General features: G+C 66.4%; 22 protein-coding genes and 1 riboswitch. Of the genes, 12 read left to right on the top strand and 10 right to left on the bottom strand.

Annotated features, from left to right (window positions below; genetic code table 11):
- Positions 1-198: 198 nt before the first annotated feature.
- The 7 genes from ACLB1G_RS00795 to ACLB1G_RS00765 all read right to left on the bottom strand — a co-directional run bounded on the left by ACLB1G_RS00795 (position 199) and on the right by ACLB1G_RS00765 (position 8699).
- Positions 199-1872, bottom strand: coding sequence for a S53 family peptidase (locus ACLB1G_RS00795; protein WP_491625270.1), 1674 nt, complete (start codon positions 1870-1872; stop codon positions 199-201).
- 106 nt (positions 1873-1978) lie between these two features.
- Positions 1979-3448: a thiamine phosphate synthase gene (locus ACLB1G_RS00790; protein WP_491625269.1), complete on the bottom strand. Its 1470-nt coding sequence runs from the start codon at positions 3446-3448 to the stop codon at positions 1979-1981.
- 9 nt (positions 3449-3457) lie between these two features.
- Positions 3458-4240 carry a thiazole synthase gene (locus ACLB1G_RS00785; protein ID WP_491625268.1) on the bottom strand — a complete coding sequence of 261 codons (783 nt, stop codon included), beginning with the start codon at positions 4238-4240 and terminating at the stop codon, positions 3458-3460.
- 1 nt (position 4241) lies between these two features.
- Positions 4242-4466 carry a sulfur carrier protein ThiS gene (gene thiS, locus ACLB1G_RS00780; RefSeq protein WP_491625267.1) on the bottom strand — a complete coding sequence of 75 codons (225 nt, stop codon included), beginning with the start codon at positions 4464-4466 and terminating at the stop codon, positions 4242-4244.
- Entirely contained in the window at positions 4463-5506 is a 1044-nt protein-coding gene (locus ACLB1G_RS00775; protein ID WP_491625266.1) for an FAD-dependent oxidoreductase, read from the bottom strand. The genes thiS and ACLB1G_RS00775 overlap by 4 nt, the downstream gene beginning before the upstream one ends.
- 1 nt (position 5507) lies before the next feature.
- Positions 5508-7403, bottom strand: a complete 1896-nt coding sequence (gene thiC / locus ACLB1G_RS00770; RefSeq protein WP_491625265.1) for a phosphomethylpyrimidine synthase ThiC — start codon at positions 7401-7403, stop codon at positions 5508-5510.
- 93 nt (positions 7404-7496) lie between these two features.
- Positions 7497-7597: riboswitch (TPP riboswitch) on the bottom strand.
- 37 nt (positions 7598-7634) lie between these two features.
- Complete coding sequence (locus ACLB1G_RS00765) at positions 7635-8699, bottom strand: substrate-binding domain-containing protein (RefSeq protein WP_491625264.1); 1065 nt, start codon at positions 8697-8699, stop codon at positions 7635-7637.
- 118 nt (positions 8700-8817) lie between these two features.
- On the opposite strand from ACLB1G_RS00765, the gene ACLB1G_RS00760 reads away from it, so the two are divergent.
- From ACLB1G_RS00760 to ACLB1G_RS00740, 5 genes are all read left to right on the top strand, one after another.
- Entirely contained in the window at positions 8818-9306 is a 489-nt protein-coding gene (locus ACLB1G_RS00760) for a formate dehydrogenase subunit gamma (protein WP_491625263.1), read from the top strand.
- A complete protein-coding gene (locus tag ACLB1G_RS00755) occupies positions 9303-10862 on the top strand; it encodes a formate dehydrogenase beta subunit (RefSeq protein ID WP_491625262.1) in 1560 nt (519 codons plus the stop codon). The genes ACLB1G_RS00760 and ACLB1G_RS00755 overlap by 4 nt, the downstream gene beginning before the upstream one ends.
- A gap of 12 nt (positions 10863-10874) precedes the next feature.
- Positions 10875-13724 carry a formate dehydrogenase subunit alpha gene (fdhF, locus tag ACLB1G_RS00750; RefSeq protein WP_491625261.1) on the top strand — a complete coding sequence of 950 codons (2850 nt, stop codon included), beginning with the start codon at positions 10875-10877 and terminating at the stop codon, positions 13722-13724.
- Positions 13725-13761: 37 nt separating this feature from the next.
- Positions 13762-13998 carry a formate dehydrogenase subunit delta gene (locus ACLB1G_RS00745; protein WP_491625260.1) on the top strand — a complete coding sequence of 79 codons (237 nt, stop codon included), beginning with the start codon at positions 13762-13764 and terminating at the stop codon, positions 13996-13998.
- A 76-nt stretch (positions 13999-14074) separates the two neighbouring features.
- The gene (locus ACLB1G_RS00740; RefSeq protein ID WP_491625259.1) at positions 14075-15235 is read left to right on the top strand and encodes an alpha/beta hydrolase; all 1161 of its coding nucleotides are present in this window, start codon (positions 14075-14077) and stop codon (positions 15233-15235) included.
- A gap of 6 nt (positions 15236-15241) precedes the next feature.
- Here ACLB1G_RS00740 and ACLB1G_RS00735 read toward each other — a convergent pair whose 3' ends face one another.
- Entirely contained in the window at positions 15242-15916 is a 675-nt protein-coding gene (locus ACLB1G_RS00735) for a DNA alkylation repair protein (RefSeq protein WP_491625258.1), read from the bottom strand.
- Between the two features lie 109 nt (positions 15917-16025).
- On the opposite strand from ACLB1G_RS00735, the gene ACLB1G_RS00730 reads away from it, so the two are divergent.
- The 3 genes from ACLB1G_RS00730 (at position 16026) to ACLB1G_RS00720 (ending at position 19997) form a co-directional block, all read left to right on the top strand.
- A complete protein-coding gene (locus ACLB1G_RS00730) occupies positions 16026-18731 on the top strand; it encodes a hybrid sensor histidine kinase/response regulator (RefSeq protein ID WP_491625257.1) in 2706 nt (901 codons plus the stop codon).
- A 22-nt stretch (positions 18732-18753) separates the two neighbouring features.
- Positions 18754-19134 carry a hypothetical protein gene (locus ACLB1G_RS00725; protein WP_491625256.1) on the top strand — a complete coding sequence of 127 codons (381 nt, stop codon included), beginning with the start codon at positions 18754-18756 and terminating at the stop codon, positions 19132-19134.
- Between the two features lie 83 nt (positions 19135-19217).
- Positions 19218-19997, top strand: a complete 780-nt coding sequence (locus ACLB1G_RS00720; protein ID WP_491625255.1) for a hypothetical protein — start codon at positions 19218-19220, stop codon at positions 19995-19997.
- A gap of 152 nt (positions 19998-20149) precedes the next feature.
- Here the strand turns inward: ACLB1G_RS00720 and ACLB1G_RS00715 are convergent, their stop codons facing one another.
- Positions 20150-21130: an NAD(P)H-quinone oxidoreductase gene (locus tag ACLB1G_RS00715; protein ID WP_491625254.1), complete on the bottom strand. Its 981-nt coding sequence runs from the start codon at positions 21128-21130 to the stop codon at positions 20150-20152.
- 270 nt (positions 21131-21400) lie between these two features.
- On the opposite strand from ACLB1G_RS00715, the gene frc reads away from it, so the two are divergent.
- The 3 genes from frc to ACLB1G_RS00700 are packed head-to-tail and all read left to right on the top strand — an operon-like array spanning position 21401 to position 24411.
- A complete protein-coding gene (frc, locus tag ACLB1G_RS00710) occupies positions 21401-22648 on the top strand; it encodes a formyl-CoA transferase (RefSeq protein WP_491625253.1) in 1248 nt (415 codons plus the stop codon).
- A 27-nt stretch (positions 22649-22675) separates the two neighbouring features.
- Positions 22676-23470, top strand: coding sequence for a hydroxypyruvate isomerase family protein (locus ACLB1G_RS00705; protein ID WP_491625252.1), 795 nt, complete (start codon positions 22676-22678; stop codon positions 23468-23470).
- 11 nt (positions 23471-23481) lie between these two features.
- The gene (locus tag ACLB1G_RS00700; protein WP_491625251.1) at positions 23482-24411 is read left to right on the top strand and encodes a histone deacetylase family protein; all 930 of its coding nucleotides are present in this window, start codon (positions 23482-23484) and stop codon (positions 24409-24411) included.
- A gap of 185 nt (positions 24412-24596) precedes the next feature.
- On the opposite strand, the gene ACLB1G_RS00695 is transcribed toward ACLB1G_RS00700, so the two are convergent.
- Complete coding sequence (locus tag ACLB1G_RS00695; protein WP_491625250.1) at positions 24597-25550, bottom strand: LysR family transcriptional regulator; 954 nt, start codon at positions 25548-25550, stop codon at positions 24597-24599.
- Between the two features lie 118 nt (positions 25551-25668).
- Here ACLB1G_RS00695 and ACLB1G_RS00690 point away from each other — a divergent pair, with 118 nt between their 5' ends.
- Positions 25669-25986, top strand: coding sequence for an HAD family hydrolase (locus ACLB1G_RS00690; protein ID WP_491625249.1), 318 nt, complete (start codon positions 25669-25671; stop codon positions 25984-25986).
- Positions 25987-26137 lie beyond the last annotated feature (151 nt).

Raw genomic sequence — 26137 nt, 5'->3', positions numbered from 1 at the left:
TCAGGTCTGCCATTGGTACATGAGTTTGCTTCAAGAGGCGGACTGATGTACCGATGGCAGATCTGACACCATGAGGTGGACACCATGAGGTGATGGACACCATGAGGTGATGGCAGATCTGACACCATGAGGTGGACACCATGAGGTGCCATGAGGTGGACAACATGAGGTGCACAGCTTTGTTTTGGTCACTGGGTGTTAAAAGCCGCCGTTGCTTTTGATGAAGTTGTAGAAGGCCGTCACGTCCAGGCTGCCGAAGCCGGTGGTGTAGTCCCAGCCCTTGGCGGCCGAATAGGCGCCGTTGGTGCCCGAGGTGACGTCGTGGAACAGGGCGGTGTTGGCCACGCCGTACTTGTACAGCGCGGGGCCGGGGAAGGCCAGCTTGTTATTGTTGGCCGACTGGATGCGGGCCCAGAAGCCCACGAAGATGGGCGCCGCCAGGCTGGTGCCGCCATACTGCGCCACCTTGCCGTTGACGATGGGCTGGGCGCCGGTGGCCGGATCGCCCACAAACGCCAGGTCCGGCACGCCGCGCCTGGTCGACGTGCCCAGCACCTTGGACGAAATTTGCCACGAAGGCGCCGTCTCGGTCAGGCTGGGGCCGCCGCCGGTGCCGCCGTTGCTGTCGCAAGTGCTGTAGCTGGAGCAGGCCCACACGGTTTCGGCGCTCCACGCGCCGCTGGACGTGGTGGTGAGCGAGGTGCCGCCCACCGCGATCACGTACGGCGAGACGGCCGGATAGCTTTGCGACGCGGTCTTGCCGCCGCAGGTGTAGGCGCCCGAGTCGCCCGAGGCCACCACGAAGGTCTGGCCCTGGGCCATGGCGGCCAGGAAGATCTGGTCGTTGGTGGCCATGCTCCCCGACAGCCGGGCGCTGGTCTCGCACTGGCCCAGCGACACATTGATCACCTTGGCCGTATTGGCGGCGACGGCGGCGTTGTAGGCCTTGGTCAGGTCGGCGTCGGTCAGCGAGGCGGCGTTGTAGAAGATCAGCGACTTGACCACGCCGCCGGCGGCGCCCAGCGCGTCCTGGGCGTCGATATCCCATTCGGCCGTGTAGTCGCTGGTGCTGGTGCTGGCGCGGCGGCTGGCGCTGGCCACGTTCACCACGCTCACCGCCGGCGTGGCGTAGCCGGCCGACTTGACGAAGGTGGCCAGGTCGGCCTGGGTCTGGGTCAGGTCGCCCGCCGTGATGATGCCTATGCTGGTGTTGGCGGCGGTCGGCAGGCCGGTGGCGTTGTAGATGGTCGGCCATTCCTTGGGGCTATGGCCGGTCTTGCCGGAAGTGGCGTACACCACGCTGCTCTGCACCCGGCTCAGGGCCGTGTGCGCGGTGTGCACGGTCTGCAGGCCCTGCACCCCCAGCACGATGCTGCCCAGCTCCTGCGGCACCTGGGCGTCGTTGGTGTTGGCGTAGGCGCTGCGGCCGTTCACCCGGTAGTGGCGCATGTTGACGTTGAAGGCCTGTTTGGCGGTGCTGGCGGTACCGTCGGCCGTCACCAGCAGCTTGTTGGCGCTGACTTCGATGTTCACGTAGCCGCTGTTGCGCAGGTAGGTCACCACCTTGTCGACGTCGGCCTGGGTGGGCGCGCAGGTGGCCAGGAACTGGGCCGAGGTCAGCGGGGTGCTGACGCTGCCGTTGGCCAGGCTGTAGGCAAAGGCTTCCAGCGCGTCGCGGTTGCGCAGCGACAGCGACACCGCCACATGCACCGACTCGCCCGATTGCATGTCGGCGCCGGAGGTGGCGTCCGAGCTGTCCGGGGCGCGGGTCTGGATGCCGCGCCAGTTCTTTCCGGGCTGGGCCTGGGCACAGAGCGCGGCGGCCATCAAGGAGGTTACGAGGAGGGTACGTCGCAGGGTGGTGGTGGTCATGGTGCGCTCCTAAGATGTCTGAGGAATAGTTTATCTTAGGAAATACTTTAATCCGGTGATCTTTACCGGTCTTTACACCATGCACCCCTTGTAATAATTACTAGTTTTAGCCCTGCCATGGAAGGGTGCTGCGCGGCAGGGCCGGGGTGGGCGGCAAACCTGCTGCGCCCTCGGCAATGGCGCGTTGCAGCGCGGCGATGGCCGCCGCGTGGTCCCGGGCGTTGACGATGCCGCGCAGGACCGCCACGCCCGCCGCCCCGCACCGGGCCGCCTCGCGGCTGCGGTCTTCATCCATGCCGCCGATGGCGACGATGGGTTGCTCCAGCGCGCGCGCCCAGTAGGCCACATTGCCGGGGCCTTGTGGTGTCCAGGGCATGTCCTTGGTGGTGGTCGGATGGACCGGGCCGCAGGCGACGTAGCTGGAGCCTATGGACAGCGCGCGGCACACTTCCCAGTAGCTGTGGGTGCTGATGCCGATGCGCATGCCGGCGCGGCGCAGCACGCCCAGGTCGGCCTTCAGCAGGTCTTCCTGGCCAAGGTGGACGCCATAGGCCTTGTGTTCCAGCGCCAGTTCCCAGTGGTCGTTGATGAACAGCTGGGCGCCCGTGGCATTGGCGGCCTTCACGCAGCGGGCGATTTCCCTGGACAGGAATTCAGGTGTGCCTTCCTTGGCGCGCAGCTGCACGGTTTTTACGCCGGCGTCCAGCACCCGCTCCACCCAGTCCGCACTGCCGACCACGGCGTACAGGCCCAGCTTGCGCTCTGCCAGGGGCGCGAAACCCTCGCTGGCTTCGGCCGGTATGCCGGGTGCGATGTCCAGCCGGGGCAGCAGGGCGCCATGGCGCGCGAAGCCCGGCTCAGGCTCGCCGGCGGCAACCGCCATCTGCGCCAGCACCGCCGCATCGGCGGCGCAGAAGTCCAGCGACAGGGCGGCGGCCAGCGACGCCGCGTACAGCGGCGCATCGTGGTAAGGTTCAGCCGCCGCGCCTCGCGGAGCTGCGCGCAGCCAGCCTTGCGCCTGCGGCGTGTCCAGCCAGGCAAGCGCCACGCCTGCTTCCTGCTGACCGTGGACTTTGGGGTACGGGAGGGCTGCGCCCCCGTGCGGCGCGGGCAAGACCGTCTCCGCAGCCGCTGCCGGGGCCGGCCGGCCGGCGGCGGCGTTGATGACGATCGCGGCGCCGGCGCCGGCAGTGCGCAGGTCGGCCGCCAGGCCCGTAGCATTGGCGAGGCCGCCCACCAGCAGGTCGGCGCGGCGCAGCGACGTGATGGCGACCGTTGCCCGTGGCAGCAGTTCCTGTTCGATGGCGGCACGCACTTCGTGCTGCTGCCTGGCCGTGGCGTCCAGGTCCAGCACGAAGGCCAGCGGGCCCCGTGCGCGCAGGCTGTCGATGCGCTGCGCCAGTTCGGCCGCCTCGCCGGCGCTGGCTGGCACCCCGGCTTTCAGCACGCGCGGCAGGGCGCTGACTTCGCCCTGCCGGTCCGCCGGTTTGAACTTCACGCCGAAGGCCCGCGCCGCCAGCGCCTCCGCATACGCGGTCTCGCGCCCGCCATCGCCTACGGTCCAGATCAAGCTCATGCCGCTCTCCTAGATGTCAAAAGGACGCCCGCCCACCGGCGTGGACGCCACCGCCACATCCTGCGGCGCCAGCAGGCCGGAGACATAGCCCAGGCGCCCGGCCTCGATGGCATGCCGGAACGCCGCCGCCATACCAACCGGATCGACCGCCTGCGCCACCGCGCTGTTGAGCAGCACGGCGTCGTATCCCAATTCCATGGCCTGCGCCGCGTGCGAGGGCGCGCCTATGCCGGCATCGACCACCAGGGTCAGGTCCGGGAAGCGCGCGCGCAGCGTGCGCAGCGCCCAAGGGTTGATCAGCCCCTGGCCGGAACCGATGGGCGCCCCCCAGGGCATGAGGATGCTGCACCCCGCATCGGCCAGCCGGAAGGCCGTCACCAGGTCGTCGGTACAGTAGGGGAAGACTTCGAAGCCGTCCCGCACCAGTTGCTCGGCCGCCGACACCAGCTCCCACTGGTCCGGCTGCAGGGTGTGCTCATCGCCCACCACTTCCAGCTTGATCCAGTGGGTGCCCAGCAGTTCGCGCGCCATGTGCGCCAGGGTGATGGCCTCGCGCGCCGTGCGGCAGCCGGCCGTGTTGGGCAGCAGCCGCGCGCCGCTGGCGCGGATGATGTCGATGAATCCGTTGTCCCTGGCCTCGCCGGCCAGCTGGCGTTTCAGGCCCAGGGTCACCACCTGGGAACCGGAAGCGGCAATCGCTTCGCGCAGCACCTGGGGCGATGGATAGCCTGCGGTGCCAAGCAGGAAACGGCTCTGCAGCGGCACGCCTGCCAGATTGAATGGTGTTGTCATCTCATCCTCCTACGATGGCCTGGAAGCAGGTGATCTGATCGCCTGCCTGCAGGATGTGCGCGCCGCGCAGCCCGCGCGCGACGTATTCTCCATTGACGGCGGTCGCCACCGAGTCCGGCGCGTGGTCCAGCAGGGCCAGCAGGTCGGCCAGCGTGGCCGCATCCACCTGGTGCGGCGTGCCGTTCACGGTGACGGCGATGGTGTTGGTTTGGGTGGCCGCATTCATGCCGCGTGCTCCTCCAATGCAGTGATGCCGGTGGCGGCCAGGGCCTGCTCCACCAGCGCCGGCGCAATCAGCCAGCCGTGGCGGAACAAGCCGTTGATACGGCTGATGCCCGCGCCATGTTCGGCCAGCGGCAGGTTGTCCGGCAGGGCCGGGCGCAAATTGGTTTCGCTGTGCACCAGGCGCGCCTCGGCCAGTTCCGGGATCACGCTATGGGCGGCCGTCAGCAGGCCGATCAGGCTGCGCACCGACACTGGCGAGCGGTCTTCCGATTCGATCTCGGTGGCGCCCACCACCACGATGTCGCCGGGACGCGGCACCATGTACACGCGCCAGCGCGGATGCATGAGCCGCAAGGGCCGGTGCAGGGCCACGCCGGGCGCATGCAGCCACACGATTTCGCCGCGCACGCCGCGCACCGGCAGATCGGGCCGGGCGCCGATGCCGCGCACGTCGAATACATGGTCGTAGCGCTGGCCGTCGATGTGGCCTGCATCCACCCGGGCGGCGGCGTGGCCCCAGCACCATTGGGCGCCCAGCGCGGTGGCGGAAGACGCCAGCGCTTCCATGGCCTGCACCGTATGGATCTGACCTTCGCCGTCCAGCATCCAGGCGTGCGTCGGACCATGGATAGCCGATTCCAGGGTGGCCAGTTCGCCCGGTTCCAGCGGGCGCGGCATGTGCGCCTGCGGCGCCTTGGCATTGAGCAGGTCCAGCAGGCGGCGGGCCGCGCCCAGGTCGGCGCGATGCGACAGCAGCAGGCTGCCGCGCCGCGCGAAATGCACGGGCGCATCCAGCTCCCGCACGGTGTCCTGCCACAGGTCCAGCGAGCGCAAGCCCAGCTGCGCCACCGCCAGGTCGGCCGTCTCCAGCTCGGCCCAGGGGCTGAGCATGCCGGCGGCGGTCCAGCCGGCAGCGCCGCGCTGCGACGGGCCGCTGGCCGGGTCGTGCACTGTCACGCGGTGCCCCATGCGCGCCAAACGCCAGGCCAGCAGCCGTCCCAGCAGGCCGGCGCCGGCAATGCCGATAGCTAGCCGCGTCATCTCAGTTGCTGCCGGCCGGCTGGATGGGGATGTAGAACTCGCCGCCGGCGCGCCGGAATTCGGTCGATTTCTGCTCCAGGCCTTCCTGCAGCGCCGCTTCCTCGCTGATGCCCTGGGCGGCGGCAAACTCGCGCACTTCCTGGGTGATCTTCATGGAGCAGAACTTGGGACCGCACATGGAGCAGAAATGCGCCTCCTTGCTGGAATCCTTGGGCAGGGTCTCGTCGTGGAAGTCGCGCGCCGTGTCCGGGTCCAGGCTCAGGTTGAACTGGTCGTGCCAGCGGAATTCGAAGCGCGCCTTGGACAGCGCATCGTCGCGCGCCCGCGAACCGGGATGGCCCTTGGCCACGTCCGCCGCGTGCGCCGCGATCTTGTAGGCGATGATGCCGGCCTTGACGTCGTCGCGGTCGGGCAGGCCCAGGTGCTCCTTGGGCGTCACGTAGCACAGCATGGCGGTGCCGTACCAGCCTATCATGGCGGCGCCAATGGCGCTGGCGATGTGGTCGTAGCCGGGCGCGATGTCGATGGTGAGCGGACCCAGGGTGTAGAACGGCGCCTCGTGGCAGTGCTTCAATTGCTCGTCCATGTTGGCCTGCACCAGGTGCATGGGCACGTGGCCGGGGCCTTCTATCATGGTTTGCACATCGTGCTTCCAGGCCACCTGGGTCAGTTCGCCCAGGGTCTGCAGTTCGGCGAACTGCGCCTCGTCGTTGGCGTCGGCGCCGCTGCCGGGCCGCAGGCCGTCACCCAGAGAGAAGCTGACGTCGTAGGCCTTCATGATGTCGCAGATGTCCTCGAAATGCGTGTACAGGAAGCTTTCCTTGTGGTGGGCGATGCACCACTTGGCCATGATGGAGCCGCCGCGCGAGACGATGCCGGTGCGGCGCTTGGCGGTCAGGTGGATGTAGGCCAGGCGCAGGCCGGCGTGGATGGTGAAGTAGTCCACGCCTTGCTCGGCCTGTTCGATCAGGGTGTCGCGGTAGATTTCCCAGGTCAGGTCCTCGGCAATGCCGCCGACCTTTTCCAGCGCCTGGTAGATGGGCACGGTGCCGATGGGGACTGGCGAATTGCGCATGATCCAGTCGCGCGTGGTGTGGATGTTGCGGCCGGTGGACAGGTCCATCACGTTGTCGGCGCCCCAGCGGATGGCCCATACGAGTTTTTCCACTTCCTCGTCCACGCTGGAGGTCACGGCCGAATTGCCGATGTTGGCGTTGATCTTGACCAGGAAATTGCGGCCTATGGCCATGGGCTCCACTTCCGGGTGGTTGATGTTGGCCGGGATGATGGCGCGGCCACGGGCCACCTCGTCGCGCACGAATTCCGGCGTGATCAGTTGCGGTATCTGCGCCCCCATGGGATTGCCGCGCAGGCGCTGTTCGCGGCCGCTGTCGGCCAGGTATTCGGCCATCCATTCGCGCCGGCCGTTCTCGCGGATGGCCACGTACTCCATCTCGGGCGTGATGATGCCCTTGCGGGCGTAGTGCATCTGCGTGACGTTGGCGCCGCTGCGGGCGCGGCGCGGGGTGCGCTGCAGGGCTGCCGCCTCCAGCCGCAGCGCGGCCAGGCGTTCGCTGTCGCGGCCGCCGTCATCGATGGCTTGCGGCTGGCGGCCCTGGTAGCTTTCGGTGTCATTGCGGGCGGCGATCCATTCCGCGCGCACCAGCGGCAAGCCCTGGCGCACGTCGATCTGCGCGGCCGGATCGGTGTAGGGGCCGGAAGTGTCGTAGACCGAGATGCGCTCGCCGTTGGTCAGCAGGACTTCGCGCATGGGCACGCGGATATCGGCATGCAGCTGGCCGGGCACATGGATCTTGGTAGAGGCGGGGAAGGGCTGGCGCGAGGCGGCCAGCAGATCGGCGAATTTGGCGCCGTCAAATTTGTCAGGTGCGTTCATCAGGTCTCCTTTCGTTGGCATGGTTAGGTGCTCCGGAAAGGCTCCTGGCCGCATCAAGCGTGCAAGTGGGCGCACGCGGGACTGCTGACATCAGGGAACGCAAACGGCTCTTCTTCCGCCGGTATTAACCGGATCAAGTTCGTCGGGTTCGGCTTTCGCCATCTCAGCATTTGCATGCACCCCGGAGCGGTGTCGTTTATACACCCTTGCGATTTTGAATGTCAACGCTTTTTAAAATATTCCTTCCATCGCCACCTGGGTCCCGGACAGCGAACCGTCGTATCCCGGCAACGCATTGAGCGCTTGCTTGAACTCCGGATTACCCATGGTGTCGAGCGCGGACGACAGCAGCGGCGAGGCCAGCGCCTTCTGTTCGCAGGCGAAGAAATACTGCTCGCGCGCGATGGGCACGAAGTCCAGTTCGAAGCGGCGCGCCGCCGTCTCCACCCCGAAGCTGGCGTCGGCCATGCCGCTGGCCACATAGGCCGCCACCGCCGCGTGGGTGAACTCGGCACTCTCGTAGCCGGCTATGGCGGTGCGGGCGATGCCGCGATGCGCCAGCAGCAGTTCCAGCAGCAGCCGGGTGCCGGAGCCGCGCTGGCGGTTGACGAAGCGGATCTCTGGACGCGCCAGGTCTTCCAGCGCACGGATGTCCTTGGGATTGTCCCTGGCCGCGAACAGGCCCTGGGTGCGGAAGGCCAGGTGGATCAGCGCGTGCTGGCGCGCGTTCAGCCAGGGCTGGTAGGTGGCGGCCGCCTCGCGCTCGAATTCGCCCACCGGCAGGTGGAAGCCGGCCAGGTCGCACTCGCCGCGCGCCAGCGCCGCCACCGCCTCGGTGCTGCTGCGGTACTGCAGGTCCACCACCATGCCCTGGGCTTCCAGCCGTTCCACCAGCGCCGCCACCGCGAAGCCGTGCGAGGCGGTCAGGCGCAGCGACTGCTGGCGGTTGGGCAGCACGCTGGCCAGTTCCTGCTGCAGCTCGGAGGCCAGGCTGTCCAGGGTGGGCTGCAGGCGTGCGTTGATGCGTTTGTCGGCCCAGATCAGCTTTTCCGCCAGCGGCGACAGCCGCGTGCCCTGGCCGCGTACCTTGTGCACCAGCTCCGCGCCAAACTGGGCGTTGAACTCGCGCAGCAGGCCCCAGGCGTGGCGGTAGGAGATGTCGCAGGCGGCGGCGGCCTGGTTGATGCTGCCCAGTTCGCGCACGGAGGCCAGCAGCTGCAGCAGCACGGGCAGGGCGGTGGTCAGGCCGTCGGCATGGCGCAGGACCCAGTCAGGGCGTATCTCGACTTTCAGCATATGCAAAATCTTTCATATTGATTTGCTATTTTCATGGTGCTAGCCTAGCTGCACATGACAAATTCTAGCTGCTGATTATGTTTTAGGGAACATAACTGCAGTGATAAAGGAGACACAGATGAACCAGCGCGCCACCGACCCGGCAGCCTTGCAGGAACAGGTCCGGGCCCTGCTTGCCGCAGGCAGCACCAGCCAGGACCAGCTGCTGCCCATGCTGCACGCCATCCAGGACACCCTGGGCTACATTCCGCCCGACTCGGTGAGCATCATTGCCGAGGCCTTCAACCTGTCGCGCGCCGAGGTTCACGGCGTGATCACCTTCTACCACTACTTCCGCACCAAGGCGCCGGCCCGCCACGTGATCCAGATCTGCCGCGCCGAAGCCTGCCAGAGCATGGGCGGCGACGCGCTGCTGGAGCACGCCGAACGCGCCCTGGGCTGCGGCCTGCACGGCCACAGCGCCGACGGCGCCTTCGGCCTGGAGCCTGTCTACTGCCTGGGCCAGTGCGCCACCTCGCCCGCCATCATGGTGGACGACGACGTGCACGCCCGCGTCACCGCCGCCCGTTTCGACAAGCTGATCGCCAAAGCCAAGGAGTCCGTATGAGCATCCGCATCTTCGTACCGCGCGATTCGACCGCATTGGCCCTGGGCGCGGACGCCGTCGCCGCCGCCATCGCGCTGGAGGCCGCGCGCCGCCAGATCAGCATCGAACTGGTGCGCAACAGCAGCCGTGGCCTGTTCTGGCTGGAGCCGCTGGTGGAAGTGGAGGCTGCCGTGGGCCGTGTCGGCTATGGCCCGGTCGACGCCGACGATGTGTCGGCCCTGTTCGACGCCGGCTTCCACCTGGGCCAGGACGGCCACGCGCTGGCCCTCGGCCCCGTGGAGCGTATTCCCTACCTGGCCAGGCAGCAGCGCCTGACCTTCGCCCGCGCCGGCATCACCGATCCGCTCTCGCTCTCCGACTACGAAGCCCACGGCGGCTATCGCGGCCTGCGCAACGCGGTGGCCATGGAGCCATCCGCCATCGTCGCCGCCGTGACGGCCTCTGGCCTGCGCGGGCGGGGCGGCGCCGCCTTCCCGACCGGGATCAAGTGGAATACCGTGGCCAAGGCCGCCGGCCAGCAGAAATATATCGTCTGCAACGCCGACGAGGGCGACTCCGGCACCTTTGCCGACCGCATGGTGATGGAGGGCGACCCCTTCATGCTGATCGAGGGCATGACCATCGCAGGGCTGGCGGTGGGCGCCACCCATGGCTACATCTATTGCCGCAGCGAGTATCCGCACTCCATCGATAACCTGAACTCCGCCATTGCCAGCGCGCGCGCCGCCGGCTACCTCGGTTCCGATGTGCTGGGCTCCGGCCGCGCCTTCGAACTGGAAGTGCGCAAGGGCGCCGGCGCCTACATCTGCGGCGAGGAGACCTCGCTGCTGGAGAGTATCGAGGGCAAGCGCGGCGTGGTGCGCGCCAAGCCGCCGCTGCCGGCCCTGGTGGGCCTGTTCGGCAAGCCCACGGTGATCAACAACGTGCTGTCGCTGGCCTCCGTGCCCATCATCCTGGACAAGGGGGCGGCTTACTATCAAAACTACGGCATGGGCCGTTCGCGCGGCACGCTGCCCTTCCAGCTGGCCGGCAACATCAAGCACGGCGGCCTGATCGAGCTGGCCTTTGGCGTAACCCTGCGCGAAGTCCTGTACGACTATGGCGGTGGCAGTTACAGCGGCCGCCCGATCAAGGCGGTACAGGTGGGCGGCCCGCTGGGCGCCTATCTGCCGGAATCGCAGTGGGATACTCCGCTGGACTACGAAGCCTTCGCCGCGCTGTGGGCGGTGCTGGGCCACGGCGGCATCGTGGTGCACGACGACACGGCCGACATGTCCAAGCTGGCGCGCTACGCCATGGAATTCTGCGTGGCCGAATCGTGCGGCAAGTGCACGCCGTGCCGCATCGGCTCCACCCGTGGGGTGGAGGTGATCGACAAGATACGCGCCGGCCAGGACCGCCCCAAGCAGGTGATCCTGCTGCGCGACCTGTGCGACACCATGCTCAATGGCTCGCTGTGCGCCATGGGTGGCATGACCCCGTATCCGGTGCTGTCGGCACTGAACCACTTCCCCCAAGATTTCGGCCAGGTCGCTGACGACCAGCGCGCCGCCTGAAGGAGCTTCGCCATGATAGAAACCATCATCACCCGCGATTTCGGCACGCCGCCCAGCGTCGCCACCAGCTTTGTCACCCTGACCATAGACGGCTATGAAGTCACCGTCCCGGAAGGCACGTCGGTGATGCGCGCCGCTGCGGAAAACGGCATCAACATCCCCAAGCTGTGCGCCACCGACAGCCTGGAGCCATTCGGCTCCTGCCGCCTGTGCCTGGTGGAGATCGAAGGACGGCGCGGCTATCCCGCGTCGTGCACCACGCCGGCCGAAAACGGCATGGTGGTGCGCACCCAGACCGCCAAGCTGCAGGACGTGCGCAAGGGCGTGATGGAGCTGTATATCTCCGATCACCCGCTGGACTGCCTGACCTGCCCGGCCAACGGCAATTGCGAGCTGCAGGACATGGCCGGCGTCACCGGCCTGCGCGAAGTGCGCTACGGCTACGATGGCGACAACCACCTCAAGCTGAAGAAGGATGAATCGAATCCCTATTTCACCTTCGACTCGTCCAAGTGCATCGTGTGCAACCGCTGCGTGCGGGCCTGCGAGGAAACCCAGGGCACCTTCGCGCTGACCATCTCGGGACGCGGCTTCGAGGCGCGCGTCTCGGCCGGCCAGGATGAACCCTTCATGGAATCGGAGTGCGTGTCCTGCGGCGCCTGCGTGGAAGCCTGCCCGACCGCCACCCTGACCGAGAAATCCGTGATCTGGCTGGGCCAGGCCGAACACACCATCAACACCACTTGCGCCTATTGCGGCGTCGGTTGCTCGCTGAACGCGGAAATGAAGGGCAGCGAGATCGTGCGCATGGTGCCGGCCAAGGAAGGCAAGGCCAACGAAGGCCACGCTTGCGTCAAGGGCCGCTTTGCCTGGGGCTACGCCACCCACAAGGACCGCATCCTGAAACCCATGATACGTTCCAAGATCACCGACCCGTGGAAGGAAGTGAGCTGGGACGAGGCGCTGGACTATGCGGCTTCCGAATTCAAGCGCATACAGGCCAAGCATGGCCGCGATTCCATCGGCGGCATCGTGTCCTCGCGTTGCACCAACGAGGAGGGCTACCTGGTGCAGAAGCTGGTGCGCGCCGCCTTCGGCAACAACAACGTGGACACTTGCGCCCGCGTGTGCCATTCGCCCACCGGCTACGGCCTGAAACAGACCCTGGGCGAATCGGCCGGCACCCAGACTTTCAAGTCGGTGGAAAAATCGGACGTCATCCTGGTGATCGGCGCCAACCCGACCGATGGCCACCCGGTGTTTGCCTCGCGCATGAAGCACCGCATCCGCCAAGGCGCCAAGCTGATCGTGATCGATCCGCGCCGCATCGACCTGGTGAAGTCGGCCCACATCCGCGCCGACTACCATTTGCAGCTGCGCCCCGGCACCAACGTCGCCATGGTCACCTCGCTGGCGCACGTGATCGTCACCGAAGGCTTGCTGGCCGAGGCCTTCATTGCCGAGCGCTGCGAGGACCGCGCCTTCCAGCAGTGGCGCGATTTCGTGGCGCTGCCGGAGAACTCGCCGGAATTCATGGAAGAAGTGACCGGCGTGCCGGCCCAATTGGTACGCGAAGCGGCGCGCCTGTACGCCACCGGCGGCAATGCGGCCATCTACTACGGCCTGGGCGTGACCGAGCATGCCCAGGGCTCCACCACCGTGATGGGCATCGCCAACCTGGCCATGGCCACCGGCAACGTTGGCCGCGAAGGCGTGGGCGTGAATCCGCTGCGCGGCCAGAACAATGTGCAGGGTTCCTGCGACATCGGCTCCTTCCCGCACGAGCTGCCGGGCTACCGCCACGTGTCCGACACCACCATCCGCCAACAGTTCGAAGCTGCCTGGGGCGTGGAACTGCAGGCCGAACCTGGGCTGCGCATACCCAACATGTTCGACGCCGCGCTGCACGGTTCCTTCATGGGCCTGTATTGCCAGGGCGAGGACATCGTGCAGTCCGACCCCAACACCCAGCACGTGACCTCCGCGCTGGCCGCCATGGAGTGCATCGTGGTGCAGGACATCTTCCTGAACGAGACCGCCAAGTACGCCCACGTGCTGCTGCCCGGTTCCTCCTTCCTGGAAAAAGATGGCACCTTCACCAACGCCGAGCGCCGCATCTCGCGCGTGCGCAAGGTGATGCCGCCCAAGGCCGGCTATGCCGACTGGGAAGTGACGGTGGAGCTGTCCAGGCGCCTGGGCTACCCGATGAACTACACCCATCCGTCGCAGATCATGGACGAAATCGCCAGCCTGACGCCTACCTTCACCGGCGTCAGCTACGCCAAGCTGGATAAGCTGGGCAGCATACAGTGGCCGTGCAACGACGAGGCGCCGGAAGGCACGCCGACCATGCACATCGACCGTTTCGTGCGCGGCAAGGGCAAGTTCTTCATTACCAAATACATACCGACCGACGAGAAGGTGACGCGCAAGTACCCGCTGATACTGACCACCGGCCGCATCCTGTCGCAGTACAACGTCGGCGCCCAGACGCGCCGCACCGAAAACTCGCGCTGGCACGAGGAGGACAGGCTGGAAATCCACCCGCACGATGCCGAGGAGCGCGGCATCGCCGACGGCCAGTGGGTCGGCATCCAGAGCCGGGCCGGGGAGACCGTGCTGCGCGCCGTGGTGTCGGACCGCATGCAGCCGGGCGTGGTGTACACCACCTTCCACTTCCCGGAATCGGGCGCCAACGTGATCACCACCGAGAACTCGGACTGGGCCACCAACTGCCCCGAGTACAAGGTGACGGCGGTGCAGGTGATGCCGGTGATGCAGCCCAAGTCGTCCGAGTGGCAGCAGGAATACGAGCGCTTCAACGAGGAGCAGCTGGGCCACCTGGCGGCCGGCACGGTGTAGGCGATACAGGGATCATTCAAACAAGGAGACTACCAGCATGAACACCGAGCACCTGGTCATCATGGCCAACCAGATCGGCAGCTTCTTCGAGTCCTACCCGGACAAGGACGAGGCGCAGACCGAGATCGCCAACCACATCCAGCGCTTCTGGGCCCCGCGCATGCGCCACCAGCTGCTGCACCACCTGGCGCAGGGGCAGGGCGAGGGCTTGAAGGATATCGTGCTGTCCGCCGTGGCGGCGCACCGGGTGCGGCTGATGCCCATGGCTGCCTGAAATACTCAGATGGTTGATGATGTTGCATCAATAGCGGCGATGTACCATGTGCAGGTCCGTCATCACTGGAGCTTGCATGCACCGTACCATCGCCGCAACCATCACGCTGTCCCTGGCCTGCGTGGCCGCGCAAGCCCATCCCAGCGTCTTTAATGCCTGTACCGGGCCGGACGACCCGGATCCCTGCCTGCTGACGACAGCGCCGCCGGAGCGCGCCAAACTGCCCACGGCCGGGGGCGCCGCCAGCTTCGATGGCGACCGCATGGTGATTTCATGGGTAGGCAAGGCGGACGAGGTGCGCATCAGCGGGCAGATTACCGGACTGGTGAAGCCGATGCCGCTGGTCGCAGAGGATGTACGTCAACTGGTGATCCAGTTCCCGCAGGCGCAGCAGACCAGGCTGCGGCTGGTCTTCAGCGTCAAAGCGGAGGGCAAGATGCAGCGGCCGGTCCTGCTGGAGGCGGCGGCGCCGGGTGCGCCTGCTATCCTGCCGGAGAGCGCCGTCGCGCCGGAGCCGATCCGCTTTGACGGTTCGAAGATCGAGGCGCGGGCCTGGCTGCCGCCCGGCTACAAGCAAGGAAAGCGCTATCCCATCGTGTACCTGGCTGATGGCGGCTACACCAGCGCCGGTTCGCTGCTGACCGATCTGATCGCGCAAGGCAAGGTTCCGCCTGTGATCGTGGTGGGTGTCGATTATGCCGCTGCGGACGCCGAGGCCAACGAGAGCCGCAAGGCCGCTTATCTGGCCCCGCCCGGCGGCGAGTCCGACGCTTTCCTGGCGCACGAGCGCTTCTGGGTGCAGACGGTGATACCGGCGGTGGAGGCCCGCTACGGCGCCCCGCCCGAGACGCGTCTGCGGGCCATAGGCGGAGCCTCGAATGGCGGTGTGTGGACCGCCTCCATGGCGCTGCGCCACGCCGAGCTGTTTGGTGTGGCGTTTGCCATGTCGCCTGGCCTGCGTCCTGCGCTTAATCCGGAAGGCAAGCCTGCGGCACGCTTTTATTTCACTGCCGGGCTGCTGGAACGCGGCTTCCTGTTCAATGCCGGATGCGTGGCTGCGGCCATCGTACAGCGCGGCGGCGTTGCAACGCTGGCCAGTTATCCATCTGGACATGATCAGCCGATGTGGGCGCGGGCGCTGGTGGAGAACGTGACGGACTGGTTGTCCACCACGCCGGCCACACCGGTTTTGGCCTCTGCGCCGCCCGGTTGCCAGCCCGCCAGCTCGGGTCACTGATGGAACTCAGCATTTCACCGTCTTGCGCTTCTTGCCTATCGCGCCGCGCTTCTGCATTTTCTCCAGCGTGGCGGGCACGGATGCCAGCTGCTGGATGCCTGTGCTGATATCCAGCGCGGCCTGGGTCAGCGGCGGCACATAGCCGCCTACCGCAGCCACGAAGCCGCTCATGGCCGAGGCGAGCGCCGCCGGCTGGGTGGCGATGGCGCCGCGCACGCGCTGCATCAAGGCCCGCAGTTCGGCCAGGTCCAGGCCGGCATCGTCGGTCAGCGCCACCAGCCCGCTGAGCGTGGCCCAGCCGGCCATGGCGATGCCGGGCCGGTCCGACTCTATCCACTCGAGCGCCAACTCGCGGCCATGCAGTCCCTGGGCCGCCACCCACGGCACCGTGTACAGGCTGATCGGTGCAGACCTGGCGCTGGCCGCCCAATGGCGCAAGTCGTCCTTGCTCATGGCTTGGTCGTCGGCGATCAGGCCGGCCAGGTACATGGCGTCGTAGATGCCGGTGTCGTACAAGTCCAACGCCATTTGATAGTCCTTCTTGATTGCTTTTTGGAAGTCCTTAAGCGCTTCTATCTTGACCCCGTAGACGGGATCCAGCACACCGTGCTTCATCAAGGTCTGCTTGTAAGCCGCCTGTCCGAGTTGCTCCAGCTGCTGCACGATCTGTCCGGCGTCCATGGCTGTTCCCTGCGTTAATGTCAAGCGGATAATCTAGCATGGGCGGCCGGTGGCCGGGAGATATCTTGCAGAGTAGAATGTCCGGACTACCATGCCCTGAAAGACAGTCTTGGACGTACACGCCCAGCGTTCGCTCCCCTCGATACGGCGCCGTTTGTACGCGCTGGTACTGGCCTGTGCGCTGCCGGCGCTGCTGGCGGTCGGACTGCTGACCTGGCACTTCTATGACCGCGAGCGGACCCAGATCCAGGCTGCCTCCCTGATCACCGCGCGCGCCCTGCTGCACGCGGTCGAGCGCGACCTGCAAACCGGCATCACGGTGGCCACCGCGCTGGCGCAATCGCCCAGCCTGGACCGTGAGGATTACGCCGCCTTCTACCGCGAGGCGCAAAACGCCATCAGCCCCGGGTTTCCGGGATCGAACTTCGTGCTCAGCACCGCTGAATCCGTGCAGATCCTGAACACCTTGCGGCCGTTCGGCCCCACCATCAACGATCCGGGCAGCCATGAGCGTATCCGGCGCGTGTTCGATACCGGCCGCCCCGTGATCTCCGACGTGTTCATCGGCGGCGCGCTCAAGCGCCCGCTGGTGGCCGTGCACGTGCCGGTGCTGCGCGACGGGAAAGTGGTGTATTGCCTGTCGGTGGCCTTCCTGCCCGAGCGGCTGGGCCAGGTGCTGCGCGAGCAGGGGCTGCCGGAAAACCGCCGTGTCGCCATCCTGGACAGCAAGGGCATCATCGTGTCGCGCACCCACGATGCGCAAAAGTATGTAGGCCATCCTGCCTCGCCCTCGCTGCTGGAGCGTTTGCCGCTCAGGCAGGAGGACGTGATCGAGGCGACCACACTGGAGGGCATACCGGTGTATTCCATGTTCAGCCGTTCGCCCGCTTCCAACTGGGCGGTGGTGATCGGCGTGCCGCGCAGCACCGTGCTGACGGCCGTGCTGTCCTCCATCCAGTGGATCAGCATGTTCGTGGGCATGCTGTTCGCGCTGGGCTTCACCATGGCCTGGTATCTGGCGCGCCGCATCGGCCGCTCGGTGGGCGCGCTGTCGGCAGCCGCAGTGGCGCTGGGCACGGAGCGCAGCGTGGCCTCGGTAGCGGCCGAGCCGACCTTCGAGGAAGAGCGCGAGGCGGTACTCACGCTGCTGCGCGTGGAGGGCGAATTGCGCAACCACCGCGACCACCTGGAAAGCCTGATCGAGGACCGCACCCTGCAATTGCAATCTGCCAACACCCAGCTGGCCAGGGCGCGTGACAAGGCAGAGGCCAGCGCCCTGGCGCTGCGCCAGGCCAACGCCGCCAAGGATATCTTCGTCGCCAACATGAGCCACGAACTGCGCACGCCCATGAACGCCGTGCTGGGCATGGCGCACCTGCTGGGTACATCGGGGCTGTCGGGCGAACAGCAGCGCTACCTGGACATGCTGCGCAGCTCCGGCCAGTCGCTGCTGGCCATCTTGAATGACATCCTCGATTACTCCAAGATGGCGGCCGGGAAGGCCGAGGTGCGCGCCGCGCCGTTCGCCCTGGACCAGGTGCTGCACGGCCTGGCCTCCATCATGGGCGTGAACGCGGGCGACAAGGAGCTGGAATTGTGCATAGGCGTGGAACCCTATGTGCCGCACCGCCTGGAAGGCGACGCCCAGCGCCTGCAGCAAATCCTGGTCAACCTGACCGGCAACGCCATCAAATTCACCGAGCGCGGTGAGGTCTCGGTGCTGATCGGCTGCGAACGGCGCGAGGGCGATACCGCCACCCTGGTGTTCGAGGTGCGCGACTCCGGGATCGGCATGAGCGAGGAGCAACTGGCGCGCCTGTTCTCGCCTTTCACCCAGGCCGACGCATCCACTACCCGCCGCTACGGCGGCACCGGCCTGGGGCTGGTGATCTCCAAGGGCTATATCGAACTGATGGGAGGCGCCATCACGGTGAGCAGCACGCCAGGGCAGGGCAGTGCATTCCGCTTCACGCTGCCGATGAAATGGCTGCCGCAGCCCATGCGTACCGGGGATACGCTGCGGGTGCTGGTGGTGGACGATAACCAGACCAGCCGCGATTATTTGGGCATGACGATACGCGCCTGGGGCTGGAAGGCCGACGCTGTCGGCACGGAGCAGGGGGCGCAGCAGGCGCTGCACGCCGCCCGGGCCGACGGCCAGCCCTACGACATCGTGCTGCTGGACTGGCAGCTGCCGGGCATGGATGGCCACGCCACCGCCGGCGCCTTGTGCACGGCCCAGGACAAGCTGCTGGTGCTGGGCATGATGAGCGCCCACGCGCGCGGGGAGCTGATGCAGAAGGGAAGCGCCTGGGCCGAGGATATGTTCCTCATCAAGCCGGTGACGGCGTCCAGGCTGTTTGACGCGGTGCAGGACAGCATGGCCAGGCGCACACCGCCCGAGGGCGGAGCGCCTGTCCAGCCCGCGGCGCCGCAGGCACTGAAAGGCCGCTTGCTGCTGGTCGAGGACAATCCAATCAACCAGAATGTGGCGCGCGGCATCCTGGAGCACGCCGGCATGCAGGTGGACGTGGCCGACAATGGCCAGGCCGCCGTGGACCGCCTGCGGGCGGCGGGCAGCGACTACGACGTCGTGCTGATGGATGTGCAGATGCCGGTCATGGACGGCTACGCGGCCACGCGTTTGATACGCCAGGAGCTGGGCCTGCGCCTGCCCATTATCGCCATGAGCGCCGGCGTGATGCCGACCGAGCAGGAAGAATGCCGCGCGGCCGGCATGGATGATTTTATCGGCAAGCCGATCGATATCGAACAGATGTATGCCACAATAAGCCGGCATCTCGCCGCCGCCTAACCCCTGTCCTGTGGAGTTATCCATGCCTACCGGTATATTCCCCAACTGGCCGTTTTCAGGAGACGTGAGCCAGAGCTTCACCAACCCCTGGTTTTCCCCCGCCTACACCTTCAATTTTGCCGGCGACGCGGCGGTGGAGGAAAAAGTGGTGTCGGAAGTGGCCAGCTATGGCCGCCAGCTGGGTGTTCTGAACGAAATCGTGCTGGCGTTGGCCAGGAAAGAACAAGCGCCGGAAGACTGCGTCAAGCGCCTGGCCGCAGTGATGGACGAGATCAAGGCTATCAAGGATAAGCAGCAAAAATCCCGGCTGGAGGCGGCCAACGAGGCGCTCGATAAGCTGGAAAAATCCCAGCCCGCTTCCTACAAGCTGCTGCTGCAGGAGCGTTATGGCAAGCTGGGTTGAGCCTTTCGAGGTGGGGCACGGTGCGCGCGCCGGTGCCGCCAAGGGCCAAGTCCTGGTCCGCCGGGCGGCGCAGTGAGGTCTCCATGAACAAGCATATCGTACTGGTCCTGCTGCTGTCCGTCTGCGGCTTGCTGCAGGCCGGGCCGGCGTCTGCCGCTGAGCCGAGCTGCATCGAGCAGACGCAACCCAAGTGCTGGCTGCCCCTGGCCGAAGGCTTGGCCGCCGCGCCCCCGCCCCGGACGGAACGCGAGCACAGCGACCGCCTCTTCAGTTACATCTTCCTGGGCAAGATAGCGTATTCCACTGGCGACCTGGAGGATGCAAAGCGGTTTTACGCCATCGCCTTCGAGCTATTGTCAACGGTCACCCGTGACCGGGCCGACCAGCAGCGCCTGCTCCAGGCGGAGGCCGCCAAACTGGCGCTCAGCATGCACGATTATCCTCTGGCGCTGGACTATCTGGATGCGGTGCGCGTACCGGATCGGGAGGAAGAGCCGGAAATGGCGGCCTACCGCGCCGCCGCGCTGATAGGGCTGGGACGACATGAGCAGGCCAGGCATCTCCTGGCCGAATTGCTGGCCAGGCTGCCGTACGACGGTAGCGCGCCGTTCTGCGGCTTAGGCGTGGGCCTGGAATTCTATAACCCCTACGATCTGGCCCGCCGCATCGCTGCCTATTACCAGCGCCAGGGATGGGACGACGACGCGCGGCAATTGCTGGACCGCCTGGAAAGCAGGCGCCAGGAAGTCCTGGCCGCATCCAGCGGGAAGCAGCCGGCGCCAGGAGGCCTGTGGGCGTCCGTGCAAGGCCCAGCGGGGTCGCCTATGCGCGTGGACCCGCTCAAGGACACCTTGGGACTTTAGGCTAGGGACGTCACCGGGCTGCCGGCCGAGGCGGCAATCATCAGCGCGATGGCCGGCCACTGCAGCCAGGCTCCCGTTACGGCCAGCAAGGGAATGAAGGACCTGTGCGAGGGAGGGATACCAGTCCGACAGCTGGGCCCCATCGGGTAATACTATGCCACCTTCAGCACCACCTTGCCCACGTGGGCGCTGGTCTCCATCAGCGCATGCGCCTCGGCCGCCTGTTCCAGCGCATAGCTACGGTAGATCACCGGCTTGATGAGGCCTTCCTCGATCAGCGGCCATACTTTTTCCCGCAGCTGGCGCGCGATGGCGGCCTTGAACGCCACGGGGCGCGGACGCAGGGTGGAGCCGGTCACGGTCAGGCGCCGCAGCAGGATCTGGCCTAGGCTGATTTGCGACTTGCCGCCGCCCAGCAGGGCGATGAACACCAGCCGGCCGTCGTCGGCCAGGCAGCTGATCTCGCGCGGCACGTAGTCGCCGCCCACCATGTCCAGGATCACGTCCATTCCCTTGCCATGGGTGGCGTCCTTGACCACCTCGACGAAATCCTCGGTCTTGTAGTTGATGGCGCGCTCGGCGCCCAGTTCCACGCAGGCGCGGCATTTCTCGTCGCTGCCGGCGGTGGCGAACACGCGGTGGCCCAGCGCCGCCGCCAGCTGTATGGCCGTCACGCCGATGCCGGACGAGCCGCCCTGCACCAGCAGGCTTTCGCCCTGGGCCAGGTGGGCGCGGTCGAACACATTGCTCCACACGGTGAAGAAGGTTTCCGGCAGGGTGGCCGCCTCCAGCGTGCTCAGTCCCCTGGGGATGGGCAGGCATAGCGACACTTCGGCCGGGCAGTACTGGGCGTAGCCGCCGCCCTGGACCAGGGCGCACACCTGGTCGCCGATGTGGAAGCCGGATTCGCCGACATTTCCGGCCACGATCTCGCCGGCCACTTCCAGCCCGGGCAGGTCGGAGGCGCCGGGCGGCACCGGGTATTGGCCGGCGCGCTGCAGCAAATCGGGGCGGTTGATGCCGGCCGCGTGCACCTTGATCAGGACCTGGGTCGGCGACAGGGAGGGGCGGGGACGTTCGCACAGCTGCAGCACGTCCGGTCCGCCAAACTGGGTGATTTCGATGGCGCGCATGGTCTCCTCATTATTTTGGACGCATGGTTGCCGATCCTAGCCAAGCGGAGCACAATTTCCCTTGACCAAAGTCAATTTGGCTGAAATCCATGCCAACTTGTCATCCAGTGAATCTTGACCGGGGTCAATGAGCATTCCGGAAGCCGCTGGCTATGATGGGGGCAAGAGAGAGCTGCGCCGACGAGCGGCGCGCCTGGCACCGGTATCGCAACACACAAGGTGGCGTCCCAACAGGGCGCCGAGCTTAAAACAATCTGGAGACTACCTATCATGAGCAAAGCTTTGGAGGGGGTTCGCATCCTCGACTTCACGCACGTCCAGTCAGGACCGACCTGCACCCAGCTGCTGGCCTGGTTCGGCGCCGACGTCATCAAGGTTGAGAAGTCGGGCGAAGGCGACGCCACCCGCGGCCAGCTGCGCGACATCCCCGGCGTGGACAGCCTGTATTTCACCATGCTGAACCATAACAAGCGGTCCATCACCCTGGACACCAAGAAGCCCCTGGGCAAGGAAGTGCTGGAAACCCTGATCAAGGATTGCGACGTGCTGGTGGAGAACTTCGCCCCCGGCGCGCTGGACCGCATGGGTTTCAGCTGGGCCCGCATCCAGGAGCTCAATCCGCGCATGATCGTCGCCTCGGTCAAGGGCTTCGGCCCGGGACCCTACCAGCATTGCAAGGTGTATGAAAACGTGGCCCAGTGCGCTGGCGGCTCGGCCGCCACCACCGGTTTCCAGGATGGCCCTCCCATGGTGACCGGGGCCCAGATCGGCGACAGCGGCAGCGGCCTGCACCTGGCGCTGGGCATCGTCACCGCCCTGTACCAGCGCAACCAGACCGGGCGCGGGCAAAAGGTCGACACCGCCATGCAGGACGCCGTGCTCAACCTGTGCCGGGTCAAGCTGCGCGACCAGCAGCGCCTGGAGCGCAACGGCGTGATGGAGGAATACCCGCAATACCCCAACGGCGACTTCGGCGACTCGGTGCCGCGCGCCGGCAATGCCTCCGGCGGCGGCCAGCCGGGCTGGATACTCAAGTGCAAGGGCTGGGAAAAAGATCCCAATGCCTACATCTACTTCATCGCCCAGGCCGCCGTGTGGGGCTCCATCTGCAAGGTGATCGGCAAGGAGGAATGGGTGGAGCACGCCGACTACGCCACCCCGCGCGCGCGCCTGCCGCGCCTGATGGAAATCTTCGCCACGGTGGAGGAGTGGACCCGCACCCGCACCAAGTTCGAGGTGATGGACATCCTCAACAAATACGATATTCCCTGCGGCCCCATCCTGTCGATGAAGGAGATAGCCGAAGAGCCGTCGCTGCGTGCCAGCGGCACCATTGTCGAGGTCGACCATCCCGAACGCGGCAAATACCTCACGGTGGGCAATCCGATCAAGCTGTCCGACAGCGTGACCGAGGTGACCCGTTCGCCGCTGCTGGGCGAACACACCGACGAAGTGCTGCGCGAGATAGGCTACGGCGCCGAGCAGATCGCTGCGCTGCGCGCCGAACGGGTGATCTGATGCGGCGCTCCTGCGGGGAGCCCAGCCATGCCTAGGTTCGCGGCCAACCTGGGCACGCTGTTCCGGGAACAGCCTTTCCTCGACCGCTTCGAGGCGGCGGCCAACGCCGGCTTCGACGCCGTCGAATTCCTGTTCCCCTATTCGTGGCCGGTGGAGCAGATCGCGCACCAGCTGTGCAGCCAGGGGCTGCGCCTGGTGCAGTTCTGCCTGCCGGCCGGCGACTGGGTGGGGGGCGAGCGCGGCATCGCCTGCCATCCGGACCGGGTGAGCGAGTTCCGCTACGGCGTGGATGAGGCCATCCAGTATGCGCGGGCGCTCGGTGTCAGGCAACTGTGCTGCATGGCGGGCCGGCTGCCCCCTGGGGTGCCGCCCGAGCAGGCGCGCGCCACCCTGGTGGGCAATCTGCGCACGGCCGCCGCGCGGCTCAAGCCGCACGGCATCGCGCTGCTGGTGGCGCCGCACAACACGGCCGATACTCCGGGCTTCTTCCTGACCGGCACGCGCCAGGCCCTGGACCTGATACGCGACACCGGTTCGGACAACCTGTTCCTGCAATACGATATCTATCAGATGCAGCGCATGGAAGGCGAACTGGCCGCCACCATCACGGCCGCCTTGCCCTGGCTGCGCCACGTGCAGCTGGCAGACAGCCCGGGCTGCAGCGAACCGGGCAGCGGCGAGATCAATTACCGCTACCTGCTGGAGCTGCTGGACCGCCTCGGTTATGACGGCTGGGTGGGCTGCAACTACGAGCCGGTGGCGGCCACGCTGGACAGCCTGGGCTGGCTGCGGCCGTGGATGGCGCCGGCCCTGTCGAGATGAAAGGAGTGCGCATGACCACACGCGTCTATACCCACGAGGATTGCTACGACCACCAGCCGGGCAGCGGCCACCCCGAATCGCCGCGCCGGCTGGCGGCCGTGCTGGAAGCGCTCAAGGCGCCGGAATTCGCGGCGCTGGAATGGGCCCAGGCGCCCATGGGCACGCGCAGCCAGGTCGAGCTGGTGCACGATCCGCTGTTCGTGGAGGCGATTGCACGCGCCGCGCCATCCTCCGGCCTGGTGGCGCTCGATGGCGGCGACACGCTGATGTCGCCCGGCTCGTGGAACGCCGTGATGCGCTGCGTGGGCGCGGCCTGCGCGGCGGTCGACGACGTGATGGCGGGCGAGGCGGCGAACGTGTTCTGCGCCACGCGCCCCTGCGGCCACCATGCGGAGCCGGACCGCGCCATGGGTTTCTGCATCTTCAACCAGGCGGCCATCGCGGCGGCCTACGCCGCGGACAAGCATGGGCTGGAGCGGGTGGCGGTGGTGGATTTCGACGTCCATCACGGCAATGGCACCCAGGCCGCGTTCGAGGCGGTGCCGCAGCTGTTCTATGCGTCCAGCCACCAGTCGCCGCTGTATCCGGGCACGGGGCTGCGCAGCGAGCACGGCAACTACAACAACATCGTCAACGTGCCGCTGCCGCCGGGCTGCGATTCGGCCACCTTCCGCAGCCGCATCGCAGCCGAGATGCTGCCGGCGCTGCGCGCGTGGGCGCCGCAGCTGCTGATCATCTCGGCCGGCTTCGACGCCCATGCCGACGATCCGCTGGCCGGGCTGAACCTGCTCGATGACGACTTCCACTGGATCACGCAAGAGTTGGCCGCCATTGCCGCCGACAGTGCGCAGGGCAGGGTGGTCTCCATCCTCGAAGGCGGCTACAGCATGCAAGGCCTGGCCGGCGGCGCCCAGGCCCACCTGCGCGCCTTGATGGCGTGAGTCCTTGTGGGCTCCTGCGCGCTGCCCCTTTGGTGTCCACCCCTGGTGTCCACCCCTGGTGTCACCCCTGGTGTCAGATCTGCCAATAGTACATGAGGCCGCTTCGCGCAGGCAGGCTCATGTACCAATGGCAGATCTGACACCAGCGGGGTAGACACCAGCGGGGTAGCTTCGCGCAGGCAGGCTCATGTACCAATGGCAGATCTGACACCACCGGGATAGACGCTTGTCAGGTACTGGTCGATGAGGGCGGCGCCGTCGGCCAGCAGGAATTTCTTGAAGGCCAGCGCCACGGGCGGCAGGCGCTTGTTCTTGCGCTGTACGATGTACCAGTTCAGCATCACGGGGAAGCCTTGCACGTCCAGCACCACCAGGCTGCCGGTCTTCAATTCCAGGCTGATGGTGTGGGCCGACAGGAAGGCCACGCCCATGCCGGCAATCACCGCCTGCTTGATGGTTTCCGTGCTGCGGATCTCCATGGCGATGTTCAGGTTCTTGAGGTGCTCGCGAAAGCCGTCTTCCATCGAGTTCCAGGTGTCCGAGCCGCGTTCGCGCGAGACAAACGGCTCGCGCACGATCTCGTCCAGCGGTATGCCGCGCCGGCCTGCCAGCGGGTGGTCCGGCGCCGCCACGATCACGTAGGGGTGGGGCGCGAAGGCCGCATGCTCGCCTTCGATTTCGGCCGGCGGGCGCACCATCACGGCCAGGTCCGTCAGGTTGTTTTCCAGCTGGCCCAACAGCTCGCTACGGTTGTGCACCGTAAGGTTGAGCTTGACGCCGGGATGGCGGCGCGCGAATTCCACCAGCAGCCGGGGGAAGAAGTAATCGCCGGCGCTGATCACGGCCACATTCAGTTTGCCGCCCGAGATGCCGCGGAACTGCGTCAGGCCGGCCTCGGCGTCCTGGAACTGGCGGATGATGGCGCGGCTGTGGTACAGCAACTCGGCGCCCCCCGGCGTCAGGTAAACCTTCTTGCCCAGCTGTTCGAACAGTTCCAGCCCTACATGGCTTTCCAGGGTGCGGATCTGGGTGGAGACGGCCGGCTGCGTCAGGTGCAGCTCCTGCGCGGCGCGCGAGTAGCTCAGGTGGCGGGCAACGGCTTCGAATACTTTCAACTGGCGCAAGGTGGCGTTTTTCATGGTGGTGATGGGTACATAAATGATCCTGAATCATTATGCATAAAAACTTTAAGTGTCGCTAATAGTTTTTTATCCTTAACATGGTTTGTATGACCATCAGCCAACCAAGGAGAACGCCATGTTCCACCACCTCGCCGACGACGCCGACGTGCACCGCAACGCCTACAACGCCGCCTTCCAGGAACTCGGACTGTCCTTTTATTGGGACACCCGCACTTACCAGACTGTGCAGTGCAACGAAGGCGAACGCGCTTGCCTGAAGCAGTACCTGCAGGCGCACCAGCCGCACCTGCTCAAGGCCTATGACGTGGACTTCCTGGTGGATGCCATCCATGCCGCCAAGGCGCGCTGCTACGACAACATGACGGCCGAAGGCTGCAACCCCAAGGCCTACATCAACTGGGCCGAATTGCGTCAGACCCAGGTCGGGGTATAAGGCATCGTTTAAGCAAAACCAGATTGGAATTCTTAACCGGGGTCAAGGAAGTCGGAAATCGCTTCTTCCACAATCAGATCGTCGGAGTATTTCAAAAGAGTACACGCCGCCCCTTCGGAGTTCTGGCTGTGCAGCATAAGTCGTGAGCCGA

The organism is Duganella kummerowiae (assembly GCF_053572355.1).
The sequence above is the reverse complement of the archived record's forward strand: the minus strand, read 5'-3'. Positions and strand labels throughout refer to the sequence as shown.